The organism is Micromonospora sp. DT15, assembly GCF_049841475.1.
In the GTDB taxonomy this organism is placed as follows: domain Bacteria; phylum Actinomycetota; class Actinomycetes; order Mycobacteriales; family Micromonosporaceae; genus Micromonospora.
This window is the reverse complement of the sequence record NZ_JBNCKJ010000002.1, coordinates 71,383-88,037: the sequence shown is the minus strand read 5'-3', so window position 1 is coordinate 88,037 and position 16,655 is coordinate 71,383. Positions and strand designations below refer to the sequence as shown.

At 70.4% G+C, this 16,655-nt stretch carries 18 protein-coding genes; 10 read left to right on the top strand and 8 right to left on the bottom strand.

Annotated elements, in window-relative coordinates:
• Positions 1–40 precede the first annotated feature (40 nt).
• On the bottom strand, positions 41–1,213 hold the full coding sequence (locus ACLQ3F_RS04480) for a zinc-dependent alcohol dehydrogenase (RefSeq protein WP_425846379.1): 1,173 nt from the start codon (positions 1,211–1,213) through the stop codon (positions 41–43).
• Positions 1,214–1,242: 29 nt separating this feature from the next.
• Positions 1,243–2,193 (bottom strand): SRPBCC family protein, encoded by a 951-nt coding sequence (locus tag ACLQ3F_RS04475; protein WP_425846376.1) that lies wholly within the window; start codon positions 2,191–2,193, stop codon positions 1,243–1,245.
• 269 nt (positions 2,194–2,462) lie between these two features.
• Between ACLQ3F_RS04475 and ACLQ3F_RS04470 the strand changes: the two genes are divergently transcribed.
• The 7 genes from ACLQ3F_RS04470 to ACLQ3F_RS04440 all read left to right on the top strand — a co-directional run bounded on the left by ACLQ3F_RS04470 (position 2,463) and on the right by ACLQ3F_RS04440 (position 9,196).
• Positions 2,463–2,990, top strand: a complete 528-nt coding sequence (locus tag ACLQ3F_RS04470; RefSeq protein WP_425846373.1) for a carboxypeptidase-like regulatory domain-containing protein — start codon at positions 2,463–2,465, stop codon at positions 2,988–2,990.
• Positions 2,991–2,992: 2 nt separating this feature from the next.
• Complete coding sequence (locus ACLQ3F_RS04465) at positions 2,993–3,505, top strand: sigma-70 family RNA polymerase sigma factor (protein WP_425846371.1); 513 nt, start codon at positions 2,993–2,995, stop codon at positions 3,503–3,505.
• The gene (locus ACLQ3F_RS04460) at positions 3,492–4,700 is read left to right on the top strand and encodes a WD40/YVTN/BNR-like repeat-containing protein (RefSeq protein ID WP_425846368.1); all 1,209 of its coding nucleotides are present in this window, start codon (positions 3,492–3,494) and stop codon (positions 4,698–4,700) included. Before ACLQ3F_RS04465 ends, ACLQ3F_RS04460 begins: the two co-directional genes overlap by 14 nt.
• Positions 4,701–4,778: 78 nt before the next feature.
• Complete coding sequence (locus tag ACLQ3F_RS04455) at positions 4,779–5,141, top strand: SCP2 sterol-binding domain-containing protein (protein WP_425846365.1); 363 nt, start codon at positions 4,779–4,781, stop codon at positions 5,139–5,141.
• Between the two features lie 3 nt (positions 5,142–5,144).
• A complete protein-coding gene (locus tag ACLQ3F_RS04450) occupies positions 5,145–7,211 on the top strand; it encodes a glycogen debranching N-terminal domain-containing protein (RefSeq protein ID WP_425846362.1) in 2,067 nt (688 codons plus the stop codon).
• Positions 7,212–7,304: 93 nt separating this feature from the next.
• Positions 7,305–7,439 (top strand): hypothetical protein, encoded by a 135-nt coding sequence (locus tag ACLQ3F_RS04445; protein WP_425846359.1) that lies wholly within the window; start codon positions 7,305–7,307, stop codon positions 7,437–7,439.
• 248 nt (positions 7,440–7,687) lie between these two features.
• Entirely contained in the window at positions 7,688–9,196 is a 1,509-nt protein-coding gene (locus tag ACLQ3F_RS04440; RefSeq protein ID WP_425846356.1) for a DUF1996 domain-containing protein, read from the top strand.
• A 73-nt stretch (positions 9,197–9,269) separates the two neighbouring features.
• On the opposite strand, the gene ACLQ3F_RS04435 is transcribed toward ACLQ3F_RS04440, so the two are convergent.
• From ACLQ3F_RS04435 to ACLQ3F_RS04425, 3 genes are all read right to left on the bottom strand, one after another.
• Positions 9,270–9,776 carry a hypothetical protein gene (locus ACLQ3F_RS04435; protein WP_425846354.1) on the bottom strand — a complete coding sequence of 169 codons (507 nt, stop codon included), beginning with the start codon at positions 9,774–9,776 and terminating at the stop codon, positions 9,270–9,272.
• 81 nt (positions 9,777–9,857) lie between these two features.
• Positions 9,858–10,868 (bottom strand): HEAT repeat domain-containing protein, encoded by a 1,011-nt coding sequence (locus tag ACLQ3F_RS04430; protein ID WP_425846351.1) that lies wholly within the window; start codon positions 10,866–10,868, stop codon positions 9,858–9,860.
• A gap of 6 nt (positions 10,869–10,874) precedes the next feature.
• A complete protein-coding gene (locus ACLQ3F_RS04425; protein ID WP_425846348.1) occupies positions 10,875–11,543 on the bottom strand; it encodes a HEAT repeat domain-containing protein in 669 nt (222 codons plus the stop codon).
• A gap of 182 nt (positions 11,544–11,725) precedes the next feature.
• Between ACLQ3F_RS04425 and ACLQ3F_RS04420 the strand changes: the two genes are divergently transcribed.
• The 3 genes from ACLQ3F_RS04420 (at position 11,726) to ACLQ3F_RS04410 (ending at position 14,983) form a co-directional block, all read left to right on the top strand.
• Positions 11,726–12,436, top strand: a complete 711-nt coding sequence (locus tag ACLQ3F_RS04420; RefSeq protein WP_425846345.1) for a carbonic anhydrase — start codon at positions 11,726–11,728, stop codon at positions 12,434–12,436.
• Positions 12,437–12,694: 258 nt separating this feature from the next.
• The gene (locus ACLQ3F_RS04415) at positions 12,695–13,882 is read left to right on the top strand and encodes a DUF418 domain-containing protein (protein ID WP_425846342.1); all 1,188 of its coding nucleotides are present in this window, start codon (positions 12,695–12,697) and stop codon (positions 13,880–13,882) included.
• Positions 13,883–13,891: 9 nt separating this feature from the next.
• Complete coding sequence (locus ACLQ3F_RS04410) at positions 13,892–14,983, top strand: winged helix DNA-binding domain-containing protein (RefSeq protein WP_425846339.1); 1,092 nt, start codon at positions 13,892–13,894, stop codon at positions 14,981–14,983.
• Here ACLQ3F_RS04410 and ACLQ3F_RS04405 read toward each other — a convergent pair.
• From ACLQ3F_RS04405 to ACLQ3F_RS04395, 3 genes are read right to left on the bottom strand one after another with little or no spacing between them, the layout of a single operon-like run.
• Positions 14,980–15,435 (bottom strand): DUF5990 family protein, encoded by a 456-nt coding sequence (locus tag ACLQ3F_RS04405; protein WP_425846337.1) that lies wholly within the window; start codon positions 15,433–15,435, stop codon positions 14,980–14,982. The genes ACLQ3F_RS04410 and ACLQ3F_RS04405 overlap by 4 nt on opposite strands.
• 14 nt (positions 15,436–15,449) lie before the next feature.
• Entirely contained in the window at positions 15,450–16,100 is a 651-nt protein-coding gene (locus ACLQ3F_RS04400; protein WP_425846334.1) for a TMEM175 family protein, read from the bottom strand.
• A 20-nt stretch (positions 16,101–16,120) separates the two neighbouring features.
• Positions 16,121–16,648 carry a pyridoxamine 5'-phosphate oxidase family protein gene (locus ACLQ3F_RS04395; protein WP_425846332.1) on the bottom strand — a complete coding sequence of 176 codons (528 nt, stop codon included), beginning with the start codon at positions 16,646–16,648 and terminating at the stop codon, positions 16,121–16,123.
• Positions 16,649–16,655: the final 7 nt, after the last annotated feature.

Sequence of the window (16,655 nt, the reverse complement as noted above, 5' to 3'; positions counted from 1 at the left end):
GCGCGAGGAACTCCCCCGCCCGGCGGACCTGGCCGCCGGGTCAGACCTTGAGCAGCACCTTCGTGCAGTCGTCCTGTTTCTTCTGGAAGATCTTGTAGCCCTTCGGTGCGTCACGCAGCGGCATCCGGTGGCTGACGATGAAGCTCGGGTCGATCTGGCCGCGCTGGATGCGCTCCAGTAGAGGCCGGGTGTAGCGCTGGACGTGGCACTGACCGGTCCGCATGATCAGCGAGCGGTTCATGAACGCGCCCATCGGGAACTTGTCGACGAAACCGCCGTACGCGCCGACGACCGAGACCACCCCGCCGGAGCGGCAGGCGAGGATCGCCTGCCGGAGCGCGAACGGTCGTTCCGTCTCGACACGCGCGGCCTGTTTGGCCCGGTCGTACGCGTACATGGCGGCGTTGCCGTGGTGGCCCTCCAGGCCCACCGCGTCGATGCACGCGTCGGGGCCCCGGCCGGCGGTCATCTCGTTGAGGGTGTCCAGGACGTCGACTTCCTCGTAGTTGATCGTCTCCGCGTCGATGTGCTCCTCGGCCAGCCGCAGCCGGTACGGGAACCGGTCGATGACGATCACCCGCTCCGCGCCGAGCAGTCGGGCGCTGGCCGCGGCGAGCAGCCCGACCGGTCCGGCGCCCCAGACGGCGATGACCTGCCCGGGTTTGATGTCGCACATCTCGGCGCCCATGTAGCCGGTCGGGAACACGTCGGCCAGCATGACCGCCTGGTCGTCGCTGATCTCGTCGGGCACCTTGACCGGGCCGACGTCGGCGAACGGCACCCGGGCGTACTCGGCCTGGCCACCGGCGTAGCCGCCGAGCAGGTGCGAGTAGCCGAAGATGCCGGCCGGCGAGTGCCCCATGATCTTCTCGGCGATGCCGGCGTTCGGGTTGGAGTTCTCGCAGACCGAGTAGAGGCCGCGCTGGCAGGACGAGCAGTGCCCGCAGGCGATCGGGAAGGGCACCACCACCCGGTCGCCGGGGGCGAGGTTGCGGACCTGGGGGCCCACCTCCACCACCTCGCCCATGAACTCGTGGCCGAGGATGTCGCCCTTGCGCATCGCGGGGATGTAGCCGTGGTAGAGGTGCAGGTCGGAGCCGCAGATCGCGGTGGTGCTGATCCGGACGATCGCGTCCCGGGCGTTCATGATCTTCGGGTCGGGTACGTCGATGACCTTGACGCTGTCGGTGCCCATCCAGGCGGTGGCCTTCATCAGCGGTCCCTTTCGGAGATCTCGGGCGGTCAGCGGCGGGACGCGGGCAGCGGCTGGGCGGGTCGCTGCATGGCCTGTTGGCGTACGGAGATGCCGTTGGGGCTGCCCTCGGAGCGGACGACCTCGCCGGTCTCCAGCACCTGCTTGAACCGGCGCAGGTCGTCGCGGACCTGCTGCTCGGGTTCCTCGCCGAAGAGCTTCGCCACCGCTCGGCCGAGCGCGCCGGCCGGTGGCGCGTAGCGCAGCTCCACCCGCACCTCGGTCCCCCGGTCGCCGGGCGCGGGCACGAACCTGACCCGGCCGGCGTTGGGCACCCGGGTTCCTGGCAGCGACCGCCAGGTGATCGACTTGTTCGGCTGGTCGTCGATGATCTCGGCGTCCCACTCGACGCGGTGCCCGGCCGGACCACGGGCGATCCAGTGCGAACGGCGCAGGTCGTCGGCGCGGACGGCCTCCAGGTGTGCCATGAACCGGGGCAGGTTCTCCATGTCCCGCCAGAACCGGTACGCCTCGGCGGGCGACCGGTTCACCGTCACCGCGATCTCCATCCGGATCACCCGCGCGCGGGCCCGTCGCGCCTGGCCGATGCGGATGGCGGCGAGCGCATCGACGGTGGTGATGCCGGCGATGGCGAGGGTGGTCAGCGCGACCCGGCGGCGGCGTTCACCGCCACGGTCGGCGAGGGCCCGCCCGAGCAGGGTGAGGTCCATGGCGTCGCCGGCCACCCGGCTCCAGGCCCAGCCGGCCGGCCGGCGACCGCTGAGCAGGCCGGCGGCGCTGCCCAACTCCCGCAGACCGATGGCCGGGAGCACGGACCGCGCGGCCGGGGAGTCGTCCACCCCGGTCAGTCGCGCGACGGGTCCGGGGGCGACGAGCGCGCCTACCCCCAGGGCCAGGCTCAGCAGGCCGAGCGCGCTCGGCAGCGTCGCCGGCACCGGCCCGTCCAACTCCGGCAGGAGCACAGTGTCGACACGACTCATGTCCGGTTCCTTCCGGTGGGCGTCGCCGCCGGTCCGCTGGCGGGAGCGGCGGGGGTCCCGCCCCCCGTGACGCTATGCGGTACCCGTGACCTCTGCGCCACATTTCGGGCACATCGCGGCATTCGCGGCGCACGGGCGAGTTGCGCGCCTCGCTCAGTCAGCATCACGACATTGACCGAAATGGATCGCCGACGAGCAGGGCGTGCTGGTGACCGGGGACGTCGCCCCGGGGAGGTACCGGCTGCTGGTGCGCCCCTACGACACGAGTGGTGACCAACGCGGCGACCGGCGCACCGGTCAACCGCGCACTGGTCATGGTCGTGCCGTACGTGCCGCATCCCAAGTACGACGACCACGGCCCGACCACCGACGAGGACGGCCGCTACACGATCATCGGCCTCGGGCCGTACCACTGGCCCGTGCAGTTCGCCGCCGCCGGGCTGGCGACAGTGTGGTCCGGTGGGGTGGGCGGTCGGCAGCAGGCACGGCCGGTGCGGGTCCGCGCGCACCAGACGGCGAACCTGAACCAGGCGCTGCCCGCCGGCATAGCGCTGGGCGGAGCGGTAGTGGTCGACGAGCTGGCCACCTACGCCCAGGTGATCGCGTTCGACGCGGCGACTGCGCGTACGCCCCGCCGGTGTGGCACCGCGACGCCGCCGGCTTCGACGCCGCGACCCCCGTGCGGGTCCGCCGGGCGCCGGTCGTGGTGGACTTCAACCTCGACTGACCCGGATTCTGGCCGGCTGCCGGAACCTTCTCCCGGGCCCGTGGGTGGGAGTGGTGGAGAAGGGGGGTGACGGTGTCCGACGGCGATCCGATCTCCGAGCTCTACGCCAGCTGTTTCCGACGCCTCGTCGTTCAGCTGTACGCGGTGACCGGTGACCTGACCGAGGCGCAGGAGGCGGTCCAGGAGGCGTTCACGCGAGCACTGATGGCGCCAGGACGGTTCGCCGAGCTGGAGAACCCGGAGGCCTGGTTGCGTCGCGTCGCGGTGAACTGGGCCCGCAGCCGGTACCGCCGCCGTCGGGTGCTCGACGGGCTGCTGCGCCGCATCGGTCCACCGCCGGCCGTCGCCGACCACTCCCCGGAGCACCTCGCCCTGCTCTCCGCGCTGCGCGTGCTGCCCGAGGGGCAGCGACATGCGCTGGCCCTGCACTACCTCGTCGACCTGCCGGTGGACGAGGTCGCCGCGACGCTGGGCGTGTCGTCGGGGACGGTGAAGTCCCGGCTGTCGCGGGGCCGGGTCGCTCTGGCGGCGTTGCTCGCCGACACTGACGCCACGGAAACCGGGAGGATCGATGTCCGGTCGTGAGTTCTCCGGGTTCGACGTCGACACCGTCACCGAGGCCGTGTCGCAGCCACCCCTCGACGAGCTGCGCACCACTGCCCGATCCCGTCGGCGCCGGTCGGTCGCGACGGTGACCACCGCACTGGTCGTCCTGGCCGGGCTGACGGTCGTACCGCTGGTGGTCGAGCCGGACCGGGGCACGCCGGCCGACCCGCCGACACCGTCAGGTGCGCAGTTCAGCGAATTCACGCTGACCGGGCCCGACTCCGGGGTCGACGTGCGGCAGGACGGCTGTGTCGTGCGCTTCTCGTACACCGGCGACGACGGCCGCAGTTGGTCGGACTGGGACGCGGCGCGCTTCGAGGGCACCCGGTGTGCGGCCGACACCGGCGCGGCGGCGCCGAGCAGCAGCATGGACTTCTCCGTGCTCGGTGAGCGGTCGTACCTGGTCACCGACTACGGCCTGGCCCACCTCTCCACCGACTACGGCCGCACCTGGCGGGACGCGGATTCCGCGATCGTCGCCGTGCCCACCTTCCCGGCGACGGCCCGACCGGTCTCCTGCGGATTCGGCTGTGATGCGGTGTCGGAGCCGCTGGCGGTGGACCCGTCGAGCGGAACGGTGTACCGCCTCACCACCCCGGCGCCCACGGTGCTTTCGCTGTTCAGCCTCTACCCGGCAGCGGACGGCAGCATCTGGGCCACGTACCAGACAGGCGGCTCCCAGGGGGCGACAGTCGCCCGCAGCGCCGACCGAGGGGCGACCTGGACCACCTGGGAGGTGGGCGCCGACGCGGTGATCATCACGGCGGTCGGGCTCGACGATCGGGAAGGGTACGCGCTGACCCAGTCGACGAAGCCGGCTGGCGGGGTGCGGCTGCTGCGTACCACCGACGGTGCGAAGACCTGGACGGACACCGGCACCGAGTTGCCGGCGCAGCTGCACTACGACCTCACTGTGGGGTCGGACGGCTCCCTGCTGGCCATCACTCCCGGGGAAGGCCTCGAACCCGACCGCCGCGCGCAGCTGCTGGTCAGCCGGGACGATGGACGAAACTTCACTGTCGCCCGGGAGTACGGCCGGGTCGTCGGTTCGGTCAGTGTCGCGCCTGGCTACGCCTGGCTCTTCGGGCGTGACGACGGGTCGACGGGCGAGCCGGACCACGTCCTCGTCACCACCGACGCGACCACCTGGACCCGCTTCTCGCTCGCACCCTGAACAAGGGGCACCTCCGGCGTTAGGAGTGCGTGGCAGCGGGTAGCCGGCATTCGCTCTGACAGCGTCCGGGGAGGTGGGATGTCGGAGACCAGCGCCTTCTTCGAGCGGTTGACGGTCGCTGGCCAGGATCCACGGTTCAGCAAGGTCTCTGGCAGCGTGCGATTCGACATCGGCGACGACGGCAACCTGGAGCAGTGGATGCTGAACATCGATCATGGCCGGATGCGGGTGACCCGAAGCGGTGCCCCCGCCACCACTGTGATCCGGGTGTCCGCGCAGCTCGCGGACGCGATGGCGCGGGGCGAGGTGAACGGGCTGGCGGCGATCACCCGGGGCGAGATCATGGTCGACGGCGATCTCGCCCTGGCGTTGCGCCTCGGGCGACTGTTTCCGCGAGAGCCCGGGCGGCTTCAGCGCGAGGATCCCGACAGTGGGACGTGACCGATGAGGGACATCGCGGGCACCGTGGCGTGCATCGACGGGAACACCTTCATGGTGTCCGACGCCAGCGGCGACGTGCAGTCGTCCCCGAGCACCCCGGTCGGCCTCTTCGCCGCCGACACACGCTTCCTGTCCCGCTGGAGGCTCACCGTCAACGGCGAGTGCTTGACAGCGCTGTCGGTCGACGACAGCCAGTACTTCGAGGTCACGTTCTTCGCGGTGCCGGGCGCGGCGGTGGACTACGTGGAGGCTGACGTGTCGGCCATTCGTCGCAGGCGCATCGGCCCGGACCTCACCGAGTCGCTGACGATCTTCAATTACGGCGAGCGGGACATGACGCTCGACGTGCGTCTGGAGGTGGCCGCCGACTTCGCCGACATCTTCGAGATCAAGTTCGACTCCGGCGCCAAGAGCGGCGCGTACTACACGCACGTCGGCCCGAACGAGTTGCGCCTGGGCTACCGGCGCGGCACCTACCGCCGTGAGGTCGTCGTGTCGGCGAGTGAGCCCGCGGAGTTCGATCCGGGCGGCCTCCGGTTCACGGTCCGGCTGCGCCCCGAGCAGCAGTGGTCGACCCGGTTGCAGGCCGTCATGCTGGCGTTGCGTCCGGACGGCGTCGACCTGCGCGCCGCCCTGCGCGCCCAACGGCCGGACGAATCCACACTGCCTGCCAGCATGCGGGCCTGGGTCGCGGCGGCCCCGACCCTGGACACCGAAAGCGTCGGCCTCCAGCAGGTCTACCACCGCAGCCTGGTGGACCTGGCGGCGGTGCGCTTCGCCCCGCTCTCGCTCGGCGGCGCGAGCGTACCCGCGGCCGGGTTGCCCTGGTTCATGACCCTGTTCGGCCGCGACAGCCTGTTGACCTGCCTGCAGACCCTGCCCGTCACCCCGTCGCTGACCCCACCGACGCTGCGCATCCTCGCGTCGCTGCAGGGCGTCCGGACCGACGATGTCCTGGAGGAGGACCCGGGCCGGATCCTGCACGAGCTGCGCTACGGGGAGTCGGCCGCGTTCGAGGAACAGCCGCACTCGCCCTACTACGGCACTGTGGACGCCACACCGCTGTTCGTGGTGCTGCTCGACGAGTACGAGCGGTGGAGCGGCGACACCGCGCTGGTGATGGAGCTGGAGCAGGAAGCCCGCGCGGCCCTGGCCTGGATCGACCTGTATGCGGACCTCACCTCCACCGGCTACGTCTGGTACCAGCGACGCAACCGCGTCACCGGCCTGGACAACCAGTGCTGGAAGGACTCCTGGGACAGCATCTCCTATGCCGACGGTCGACTGCCGAGCTTCCCGAGGGCCACCTGCGAAACCCAGGGGTACGCCTACGACGCGAAGATCCGGGGGGCACGACTGGCCCGCACCTTCTGGGGCGACACCGCCTACGCCGAGCGGCTGGAAAGCGAGGCGGCGGCCCTGTACGACCGGTTCAACCGGGACTTCTGGTTTGAGGACCGCGGCTTCTACGCCCTCGCGCTCGACCACGACGGCACTCCCGTGGACAGCCTGTCGTCCAACATCGGGCACCTGTTGTGGAGCGGCATCGTGCCACCGGAGCGGGCTGCCCGGGTGGTCGAGCACCTGATGGGTCCGGCGCTCTTCTCCGGTTGGGGGGTGCGGACGTTCGCCGAGGGGCAACGCCGCTACAACCCGCTCGGCTACCACAACGGCACGGTCTGGCCGTTCGACAACTCGTTCATCGCCTGGGGACTGCGCCGTTACGGGTTCGGCAACGAGGCGGCCCGCATCGCCGAGGGCATCCTCTCCGCCGCCACCTACTTCGAGGGTCGTCTGCCCGAGGCGTTCGGCGGGTTCGACCGGGACACCACCCGGTTCCCAATCCGGTATCCAACCGCGGGCAGCCCGCAGGCGTGGTCCAGTGGAGCCTGCATGCTGCTGATCCGCACCATGCTCGGGATCAACCCGCACGACGACCACCTGGCCGTGGACCCGGCGCTGCCGTCCACGTTCGGGCGGATCGCGCTGCTGGACGTCCCCGGTCGTTGGGGCAAGCGCGACGCGTTCGCCCGCCAACGCCCGGACAGCGGCAGCGACACGGTCAGCTGACGTACTCGAGGCTGTAGCCCGCCAGCGACCTGAGCGCCGCGGCGGCACCGGTCGCGGTCGACGGACGGGGCCGCCGTCAGCGCACCTCTGGCCGTGGATGCGGTCGGGCGCGTCCTCGATGGTCGGACGAGGACCAGCGGCGTCGCCTCCGCCGGCGAGATGTTCGACGCGCCCGACTTCCTGCGCGCACTGTCGCCGGCCATCCGCGTCGAACCCATCAGCGGCTGAGACCGAGAATTCGCCCACAATTCGTTACTCAAAATTCGTAATCATCGCACCATAACCCGGCGGCAGGACTTAAAGGAAAATTAAGGCTGAACGAGCGAAAAATTGTCATCCGGAGCCGTCGCGCCGGCTGCCAGGGCGCTTGTCAACCGGCCTCCTTAATTCTTTTCCCGCGAGTTGATGCAGGCCTCTGACGTGCACATACTCCTTCCGACAGAGCTTCACCGTCGATTCGAAGGAAACCACTGGTAATGCGGACTCCCCCCGCGCACGTCGCACCGCCGGATCGGGCGCGAAAGCGTCGTCGCCTCACTCGCATCACGCTCGCCTCCGCGGTGGCCGCCGCGCTGGCCGGCAGCGGCATCTACATCGCCGGCGCCCAGGCCGAAGAGGTCGCCGTGCCCGGCCGGGTGCAGGCAGAAGACTTCGCGGCACAGTCCGGGGCGCAGACCGAGGGCACCGGCGACGCCGACGGCGGCCGTAACGTTGGCTGGCTGGCCAGCGGCGACTGGCTGCGCTTCGACGGCGTGTCCGTGACGGGCGTCGACCTGACGGCCCGGGTCGCCTCGCACAACGCCGCCGGCGGCACCGTCGAGTTGCGCCTCGGCGCGCAGGACGGTCCACTGCTGGCCGGCTTCCCGATCGCGCAGACCGGCGGTTGGCAGAAGTGGACGACAGTCACCGCGAAGGCGTCAGCTGTGCCGTCCGGTGCGCAGACCGTCTTCGCGGTCATGAAGAGCGCCTCGAAGTCGGACTTCGTGAACCTGAACTGGTTCACGTTCGGCCCCGCGAAGGGCACGTCGCCCAGCGCGTCGGCCACGCCGAGCACATCGGCCGCTCCTTCGGCCACGCCGAGTTCCACCGCGTCCGCGTCCGCGTCGACGTCCGTCCCGCCGAGCCCGCCGGCTGGCGGCTGGGTGCCCGTCGACCAGGCACAGTGGAGCAAGGAACTGGCCGCCTTCAACGCCATGAAGCCGAAGGCGGTGCCGCCGGGCACCACCCGGGTGCCGGAATTCCACACCGACTGCGGCGTCGCGAACTCGGCCCCGGACGATCCGATCGTCCTGCCTGGTCTCGCTGGCGCCTCGCACATGCACACCTTCTTCGGCCCGAAGATCGACGCCTTCACCACGACGGACAAATTGTTCGACGCGGCGAACACCTGCAACGCCCCCGGTGACAAGAGCGCCTACTGGACCCCGGAGCTACGCAAGGACGGCAAGGCCGTGCCGATCAAGAGCATGCGCATCTACTACGGCTCGCGGGTCAAGGACCCGTCGACCGTCAAGCCCTTCCCGCCGGGCCTGAGGGTGGTCGAAGGTGACGCCAAGCGGCAGGTGGACACCCCGAAGAACGCCGGTAGTAACCAGTTCTGGTGCGCGGGTAGCGCCGAGATCGGCCGCAGCGCCGACGGCAACTGGCCGAAGTGTGCCCCCGGCGGCAACCTGATCTTCCAGCTCGTGTTCAAGGACTGCTGGGACGGCAAGAACATCGACTCACCCGATCACAAGTCGCACATGGGCGACCCGGTGAACGGCGTCTGCACCGGCACGTACCCGGTGGCCGTTCCGGATCTCTCCTTCATGGTCAACTACGAGTCGCTGGGCGGTGACGGCCTCAGCCTCTCCTCCGGCAAGCCGTCATCCATGCACGGCGACTTCATGAACGCCTGGGAACCGGAGCGTCTCGGCGACCTGGTGAAGTCCTGCCTCAACCAGAACGCCAAGTGCGGCGTCGACACGACGTTCGCCGGCGGCTGACCACCGCCTGCGATGCGACGGCCCCCACGCTCAGGCGTGGGGGCCGTCCGTCACCGCATCCGGTGCGACCGGGTCAGATGACCAGCGTGAATCCCGCCGCCTTGCACGCGGCGGAGATGTCCTTGCCGGCCTTCTCGAAGGCCGGGTTGTCGGCGGCGGTCGCCGGGTCCGCCGCAGCCGCGGCCTTGGCCGCCTCCGCGCCGAACGCCCGCAGGGCCGTGGCCACCTTGCCGTCGCCGGTCGAGGCGACCACGGCGATCTTCTTGTCCAGGTCGTTCAGGATCTTCTGGTAGTCCGCCGCCGACGCCTCGCCGGTCGTGGCGACCTTCAGCAGCTCGGCCTTCATCTCGTCGCTGACCTTCTTCGCCGACTCGCAGAGTTCCTTGTCGCTCGCGGCACCCGCCGCGGGCGACGAGGCCGGCGTGGCGGCAGCGGAGGTGGCCACCGCGGACGGGGCTGCGGAGGTGGCAGCGGGCGTGGTGGATCCGGCGGTCGTCGCCTTGTCGGCGTCGCCACAGGCGGCGAGGGTCGTCGAAACGGCAAGGATCAACATGGCGGAGGCAAGACGGGAAGATTTCACGGACGCGGACGATATCCGAAGTCCAAACGATGATCAATTCGCTCGGCGTTCCGCCCCCCTCGGCGCCTCCACAGTGTCTGGTCACGGTGAGGCCACGTCGCGGAGCGCGAGGATGGAGGTCGCCGTCAGCGCGACGGCGCGGTCCTGATCATGCGACAGGTCCGTGAGGGCGCGTACGGCGGTGCTTCCCGGGATGTCCGCCATCGCCTCGGTCAGCCGTCGCCGTGCGGACGGTGCGACGCCGCTCTTCCCGAGGCAGGCAACCAGCCGGGTCGCAATCTGGTCGGCCAGCGCGGGATCGGCCGCCAGCAGGCTCAACGCGTCGGCGGCGTCGACATCCTTGGTCTCCTCGACAACCATGTCGATCAACGTGGGAAGCGCGTCCGCCACACCGCGCGCGCCGAGCGCCAGAGCCGCGTACCCGCGGACCACGATGTCGGAGTGCGCGAGGGCGTCCCGCAGCACGTCGGTCGCCGCGGGGTGCGGGATCTCGGCCACGGACTGGACGGCGCGCCTGCGTACCTCGGCCTCCGGTGAGCCGAGGCCGTCGGTCAGCAGCGCCAAGCTGCTGTCGGCGGACTGCGCCAGCGCCCAGTGCAGGGCTCCGGCGACGTTCGGGTCCGACTCATTCAGCACCGCTTCGACAAGTGCCTCCACCGGCGCCGGCCCCTCAACGACCGAGGACAGGGCGGCGCGTTGGCGAGTACCCGCGCTGTCCGACCCCAGTGCCCGCAGGAGTGTCACCACCTGGAGGACGTCCTTCCAGTCGGAGGGGTTCGCATCACCGATCCGACCGAGTCGGGTGAGCAACTCCATCTCGTCCGCGATGCGCAGTCGCGTCCGCCGGATGAGGTCCTTGACGAGTTCGGCGGGGGTGAAGCCGGGATCGTCGAGCGCGCGGCGGACGTCACGTAGCGACAGGCCCAGCGACCGCAGGCTCTCGACGTGGAAGATCAGCCGGACGTCCTCGCTGGTGTACTCGCGATAGCCGGAACCGGTGCGGCCGGTGGGCCGGATCAGCCCGAGCGCGTCGTAATGCCTGAGCATGCGGGCGCTGACCCCGGACCGTCGCGCCACCTCACCGATCAACACCTGGTGTCATCCCTTCGTGCCTGTCGGGCCGAGGGCGACGACGCGCTTCGCCGCCTCGATCGCGAACTCGAACCCGGCATCCGGATCCTGCAGGAGACGTTGGGTGGCGACCGCGTGCGTGCGTACGCGCGGGTCGAGATCCGCCATCGCGGCACGCAGGATCGGCATGACCACCTCGCCGAGCGCGATCAGCGCCCGGCTGAGACTCAACTGCATCTCACGCCCTCCCCGCCCGAGCTGCGTCGACAACACAGCGGCCAACTCGGGCTCCGCACCGAAGGGTACGAGCGCGACCGCGGCGCGCCAGGCGCTGCGTGCCACCTCGCCGTCGGCGTCGGTCAGCAGCGCCCGGTTGATCGCCGGCCAGGCCCGCCGGTCCCCGATTTTGGACAGCGTGTGCAAAGCCTGACTTCGGGCCTGCGCGCGCTCCGAGTGGAGCTCGTCGGTGAGCTTCGCGACGGTCAGTGCGGGTGGGTGGCGCAACAGCGCCCAGGTGAGCATCTCGCGTACGGAGAACTCTGGCTCGACCGCGCATCGCTCGATGAGCGTGTCGACGAGCTGCGGGTCCGGGTTCGTGCCGACAGCCAGCGCCGCGCGCAGTCGCACCGAAGCTTCGCTGCTCTCCAGCCCGCGGGAGACCCTCATCGCGTACATGTCCTGTTCCGGCCTGGTCATCAGATCACCTCTTCGACCCCAGTGAAGGCCTTGTCACTGTGTCAAGGTCAACCCGTCTTGTTACTCGCGGTGGCGAAGGAGCAGGGCGATTCACCGTCGCCCACCGGTCATCGAACGGTAACCACCAATGTGGACGGAGGCTGGTAGGAAGAGGCGAGTTGCCTCACCTCAGGGAGATGATCGTGGCACGTTCCCACCTGTCCCGTCGTTCGCTGCTGACCGCCGGTGGCGCCGCCGCCGTGGCCCTCGGCGCGGCCGCAGCCAGCCCGTCCGCCGCCTCCGCCGCGCCAGCCGAAAGCCCGATCGACACGCCGACGGAGGCGCTGCGTCGGCTACAGGCCGGCAACCGGCGGTTCACCTCCGGTCACGGCCGGCACCCGCACCAGGGCCTGTCCGACCTGCACCGGCTCGCCGCCGGCCAGCACCCGTTCGCCATCACGGTCGGCTGCGCGGACTCCCGGGTGGCCCCCGAGGTGCTCTTCGACCAGGGGCTGGGTGACCTGTTCGACAACCGGGTGGCCGGCAACATCGTCGACGACCTGCTGCTCGGCAGCGTCGAGTTCGCAGTGGAGGAGTTCGGCAGCCTGCTGATCGTCGTCCTCGGCCACGAACGCTGCGGCGCGATCACCGCCACCATCGGCGCCATCCACACCGGCGGTACGGCGCCCGGGCACATCGGCACCATCGTGGACGCCCTGCGCCCGATCGTCGAGCCGGTGCTGAACCAGCCCGGCGACCCCGTGGAGAACGGGGTGCGCGCCAACATCGCCGCCCAGGTGGAGGCGCTCAGCGCACGCAGCACCATCATCGCCGAGAAGGTGCACGAGGGCGCGCTGCGGGTGGTTGGCGCCCGCTACGACCTGGACAACGGGCGGGTTTCCCTGGTCGCCTGAAGCCGTCACCCGATCCTGGGCCACCCGGACGGCGACGCTGGTCGGTCATCCACTGCCGCCGACCAGCGCCGCCGGTCGCGTCGCGGCCGACGGGTGCGGCGGTAGTAGGACCATCCGGCCAGTGGCAACGCGATCGTCCAGGCCAACAGGAGCGGGAGACCGATCAGGACGCCGGTCGGGGTGGCGCCCTTTCGTCACAACGGTGCGTGTGACGAAAGCACTTCCCGGCAGCGGGCCGCGCTCCGGACGCTGGACACCATGAATGTGACCCGGCTCGACCCACCGGGCGACGGCCACCCACAGCCCTCGCCCGGCGACACCCGCGCCCGCATCACCGTCGTGGACGCACTGCGCGGATGCGCGCTGCTGCTCATCCTGCTGGTGAACATCGCGTTCTTCAGCTCCGGCTACGACTTCCACCTGGTCGACGACCCGACGCGCGGCGCGGTGGACGTGCTGATCGCCGGCGCGGTGGAGCTGTTCTTCGCGATGAAGGCCTACCTGCTGTTCGCCTTCCTGTTCGGTTACAGCTTCACCCTGCAACTCGACTCCGCGGCTCGACGCGGAACGGCGTTCCGCCCGGCGTTCCTGCGCCGGCTCTCCGGGTTGTTCGTTCTCGGCGTGCTGCACGCGGTGCTGCTGTTCCACGGCGACATCCTCACCACGTACGCGCTGCTCGGTCTCGTGCTGCTCGCGGTCCGGCGGATCGAGCCCCGCACCGCGCTGATCGCGGCGGCGACCATCATCGGCGGCATCGCCGTGGTGGTCGGGGTCGCCGCGGTCCTCGGCGCGACACTGGTTCCGGACGAGGCCGCCGCGCTCGGCGCCGGTGCGCGTTCCACGCTGGCTCTGGGCGGCGGCTTCGACGATGTCGTCCTGGAGCATCTTCGGTCGATGCCGGCGATGATCGGCGGCCTCGCCGTGCAGGGGCCGCTGGCGTTCGCGGCGTTCCTCGTCGGCCTCGCCGCCGGCAAGCAGCGGCTCCTCGCCACCCTGCCCGCCCATCACGACCTGCTGCGCCGGTGCGAGAAGGTGGGGTACCCGATCGGTCTGGCCGGCGCGGTCGTGTTCGCGGTCGGTGGTTCCACCGCGAACCTGACCGGACTGATGGTCAGCATCGTCACCGCGCCGTTCCTGGCCGCCGCCTACGCCGCGACCCTGCTGCGCCTGTTCACGCGGCGGCCGCGCCTCGCGGACGCGTTCGCGCCCGCCGGGCGGATGGCCCTGACCAACTACCTGGCCCAGTCGCTGGTCTGCGTGCTCGTCTTCACCGGCCTCGGGTGGGGCCTGGTCGGCCGAACCTCGCCGGCACAGACACTGCTGATCGCACTAGTGATCTTCGCGGGGCAGCTGGTGGTCAGCGCGTGGTGGCTACGGCGGTTCCGGTACGGCCCCGTCGAATGGGCGCTGCGCGCCTGGACCCACCGGGCGCGCCGCCCCAACTAGGGTGCTGACATGGTCGATCGGCACCAGGTGATGAACTTCCGGGTTCGGGCCCAGCAGCTCGACCGCGACGAGGGCACAATCGCCGACACCGCCGTCCTGGACCTCGGGGTGCAGAACACCGGTCCGGACGGCGCGCGGTGGGCGCTGGCGGTACGCGGGGTCGACGTGACCGCGTTGTCCGACACCGACCTGGTCCTGCTGTGGACGGTGCGGGGCGCTCCCCACCTCTACCGCCGGGCCGACGTTGCGAAGGTGGCGGCGGCGGTCGAACCCTTCTCCGAGGCCGACGCGGGCAAGCGCATCTACGACGCCGCGAAACCGTTGAGGGCCGCCGGCATCGACACCCTCGCGGCCCTGGACGAGATCGCCGACCGGATGCGTGCCATCGTCAGCACGCCCACGGTCAAGGGGGACGTCTCCGGCCGCCTGGCCACCATGCTGCCCGAGCCCTATCTGCGGTTCTGCCGGCCGTGCGACGCCACGCACCTCTACGAGATGCCGTTCCGGCTCGCCGCCGTGCGGGCCGGAGTGGAGCTGCAGCTCGACACCTCACCCCCGGTCCTGCGGCGCATCACCGGGTTCAGGAAGGCAGCCACGGCGGGTGACCGCTTCGACCTCATCCGCGCCTATCTTCGCCTGCTCGGTCCGGCCACCCCGAAACAGGTCGCCGACTACCTCGACTCCCCCGTGAAGGACGTGAAGGCGCACTGGCCCGACGATGTGATCGAGGTGACGGTCGACCGCGAGGTGCGCTCACTGCTGGCCGCCGACGAGGAGGCGCTGGAGTCCGCCGACGGCACTGTCACCCGGCTGCTCGGCCCGTTCGATCTGTTCCTCCAGGCCAAGGACCGGGCAACGCTGGTGCCGGACGCCATCCACGCCAAGGAGCTGTGGCCGGTGTTGGGTCGCCCCGGCGCCGTCCTGGTCGACGGCGAGCTGGTGGGCACCTGGCGGCCCCGCAAGTCCGGCAGGACGTTCACCGTCGCCGTCCAGCCGTGGCAGCGGTTGTCGGACGCCACGCGTAAGGCCATCACCGTGCAGGCCGAACGCCTCGCCGCGTACCGCTCCGTCTCCCTCAGCGGCGTCGACTTCGGCAGCTAGTCGGCTACTCGCTCCACCGTCCACGCGATGGCGGGCGAGTGCACCCGAGCGCAGACGGGCTCACCGGCGGCGTCGGTCAACCCGACCCGGCCGACCAGCGTCCCGTTGCCCTCGTGGGCAGCGCGCAGCAGCTCGGTCGGCACGTCGGTGAACATCAACTTCGCTCGTCGGAACATGGCGAAGCCGTCAGGGGTCACCGCGCCCCAGCTCAGATAGAGAAACCGCGCCCCGGGGCGGCCGTGCACCCAGGGGCCACCGACGTCGAGCGCACCGTCGATCTCACGGCTGGACACCTCGAAGGACCAGGTGGCGCTGGCCGCGTCGGCCGGCACCTGGTCGACCACCTCGGCCTTGCGCTGAACCCCGACGTGTACGTTGCCCCGCCGCAGCGCGTCGGCCTCCGCACCGGGACGCTGACCTGGGAGATCGCTGCCGTCGATCCGGATCCGCATGGCACCGACTCTAGTTAGTCGGCCGGTTGCCCAGCAGTGTCGTCCTCGCCGTACTCGCCGCGGATGGGCAGGTAGTAGGCGGGCAGGAACCCGGCGATGATGGCGACGCCGGCGATCGGCACGAACGCGCCGACGAGGATGCCGGAGCCGATCCAGACCAGCGCGAGCGCGAACCGGCGACCGATGGCCCGCGCACCGATGGGACCGAGGCCGGGGTCCAGCAGTCTGGCCCGCCGAAGGTGCGCCCACACGATGTTGAAGAGAGCCGCCGCCGTCCACAGTGTGCCGCCGTAGACGACGACCGACGCGCGCAGCCCCTGCTCCGCGCGCAACGCGTCGGCGAGCAGCGACGTGGAGAACGGCAGGAACGCGATGACCATCAGTAGCAACGTGTTGAGGAACAGGACCCCTCGGTCGACGTGCCGGACGCGGTCGAACATGACGTGGTGATTCACCCACACCTGCCCGATGAGCAGGAAGCTCAATGCGTAGGCCAGGTACGACGGCCACAGCGCACCGAGCCCCTGAACGAGGCGCTCGAAGTCGTCGGGCGGTTGGATCTCCAGCACGAGGAGCGTCACGGCGATCGCGAAGACACCGTCGCTGAAGGCCAACAACCGGCCCGGACTACGGGTGAGCCGTAAAGTTTCCCTTTTGGGAGGCACGTAGCGAATTATGCAATAAATCAGCTTCCGTCATTGACGGAGCGACGCCAGAACTGGCGTGGCGCAAAACCTTCACGTCGCAGCCAGTGCTCGGTGTAGACGATCCGCTCCGCCTCGACGACCACGAGTGTGTTCTCGGGTGGCTCGGACAGCGCCCGCCCCTGCTCGGCGTGCTCGTTCTCCCACCGAACCGCTTCCCAGTAGTGCGCGCGGTCCGGATGCTGCGGCGCAAGCACTCTGGCCGTCCCGAACAGTTGGGCGCCGCGACTGCTGGCCAACCCGACCAGCGGCGCGAAGATGCCGATGGACACGCGCGGGTCGGCGGCGATGTTGCGGATCTTCGGAGACCGTGGCGCGGCGGTGAAGAGCACCGCGAAGCCGAGCGGGTAGTACCGCACCGGGGTGGCCAACGGCCCGTCCGGCCCTGTGGTCGCGAGCACGCACATGTTCTGCGACGACAACAGGTTGAGCAGGCGCTCCTCAAGCCGTTCACGATCGAGCCGCTTGGCTGGTGTGGGCTCCGACAGCCAGGGATTCGTCAACGGCATACGACGT

Excerpts from the sequence above, each read along its gene's own strand:
- ACLQ3F_RS04480 (WP_425846379.1), bottom strand. The coding sequence starts at position 1,213 with ATGAAGGCCACCGCCTGGATGGGCACCGACAGCGTCAAGGTCATCGAC.
- ACLQ3F_RS04475 (WP_425846376.1), bottom strand. The coding sequence starts at position 2,193 with ATGAGTCGTGTCGACACTGTGCTCCTGCCGGAGTTGGACGGGCCGGTG.
- ACLQ3F_RS04460 (WP_425846368.1), top strand. The coding sequence starts at position 3,492 with ATGTCCGGTCGTGAGTTCTCCGGGTTCGACGTCGACACCGTCACCGAG.
- ACLQ3F_RS04455 (WP_425846365.1), top strand. The coding sequence starts at position 4,779 with ATGTCGGAGACCAGCGCCTTCTTCGAGCGGTTGACGGTCGCTGGCCAG.
- ACLQ3F_RS04450 (WP_425846362.1), top strand. The coding sequence starts at position 5,145 with ATGAGGGACATCGCGGGCACCGTGGCGTGCATCGACGGGAACACCTTC.
- ACLQ3F_RS04440 (WP_425846356.1), top strand. The coding sequence starts at position 7,688 with ATGCGGACTCCCCCCGCGCACGTCGCACCGCCGGATCGGGCGCGAAAG.
- ACLQ3F_RS04425 (WP_425846348.1), bottom strand. The coding sequence starts at position 11,543 with ATGACCAGGCCGGAACAGGACATGTACGCGATGAGGGTCTCCCGCGGG.
- ACLQ3F_RS04415 (WP_425846342.1), top strand. The coding sequence starts at position 12,695 with ATGAATGTGACCCGGCTCGACCCACCGGGCGACGGCCACCCACAGCCC.
- ACLQ3F_RS04410 (WP_425846339.1), top strand. The coding sequence starts at position 13,892 with ATGGTCGATCGGCACCAGGTGATGAACTTCCGGGTTCGGGCCCAGCAG.
- ACLQ3F_RS04405 (WP_425846337.1), bottom strand. The coding sequence starts at position 15,435 with ATGCGGATCCGGATCGACGGCAGCGATCTCCCAGGTCAGCGTCCCGGT.
- ACLQ3F_RS04395 (WP_425846332.1), bottom strand. The coding sequence starts at position 16,648 with ATGCCGTTGACGAATCCCTGGCTGTCGGAGCCCACACCAGCCAAGCGG.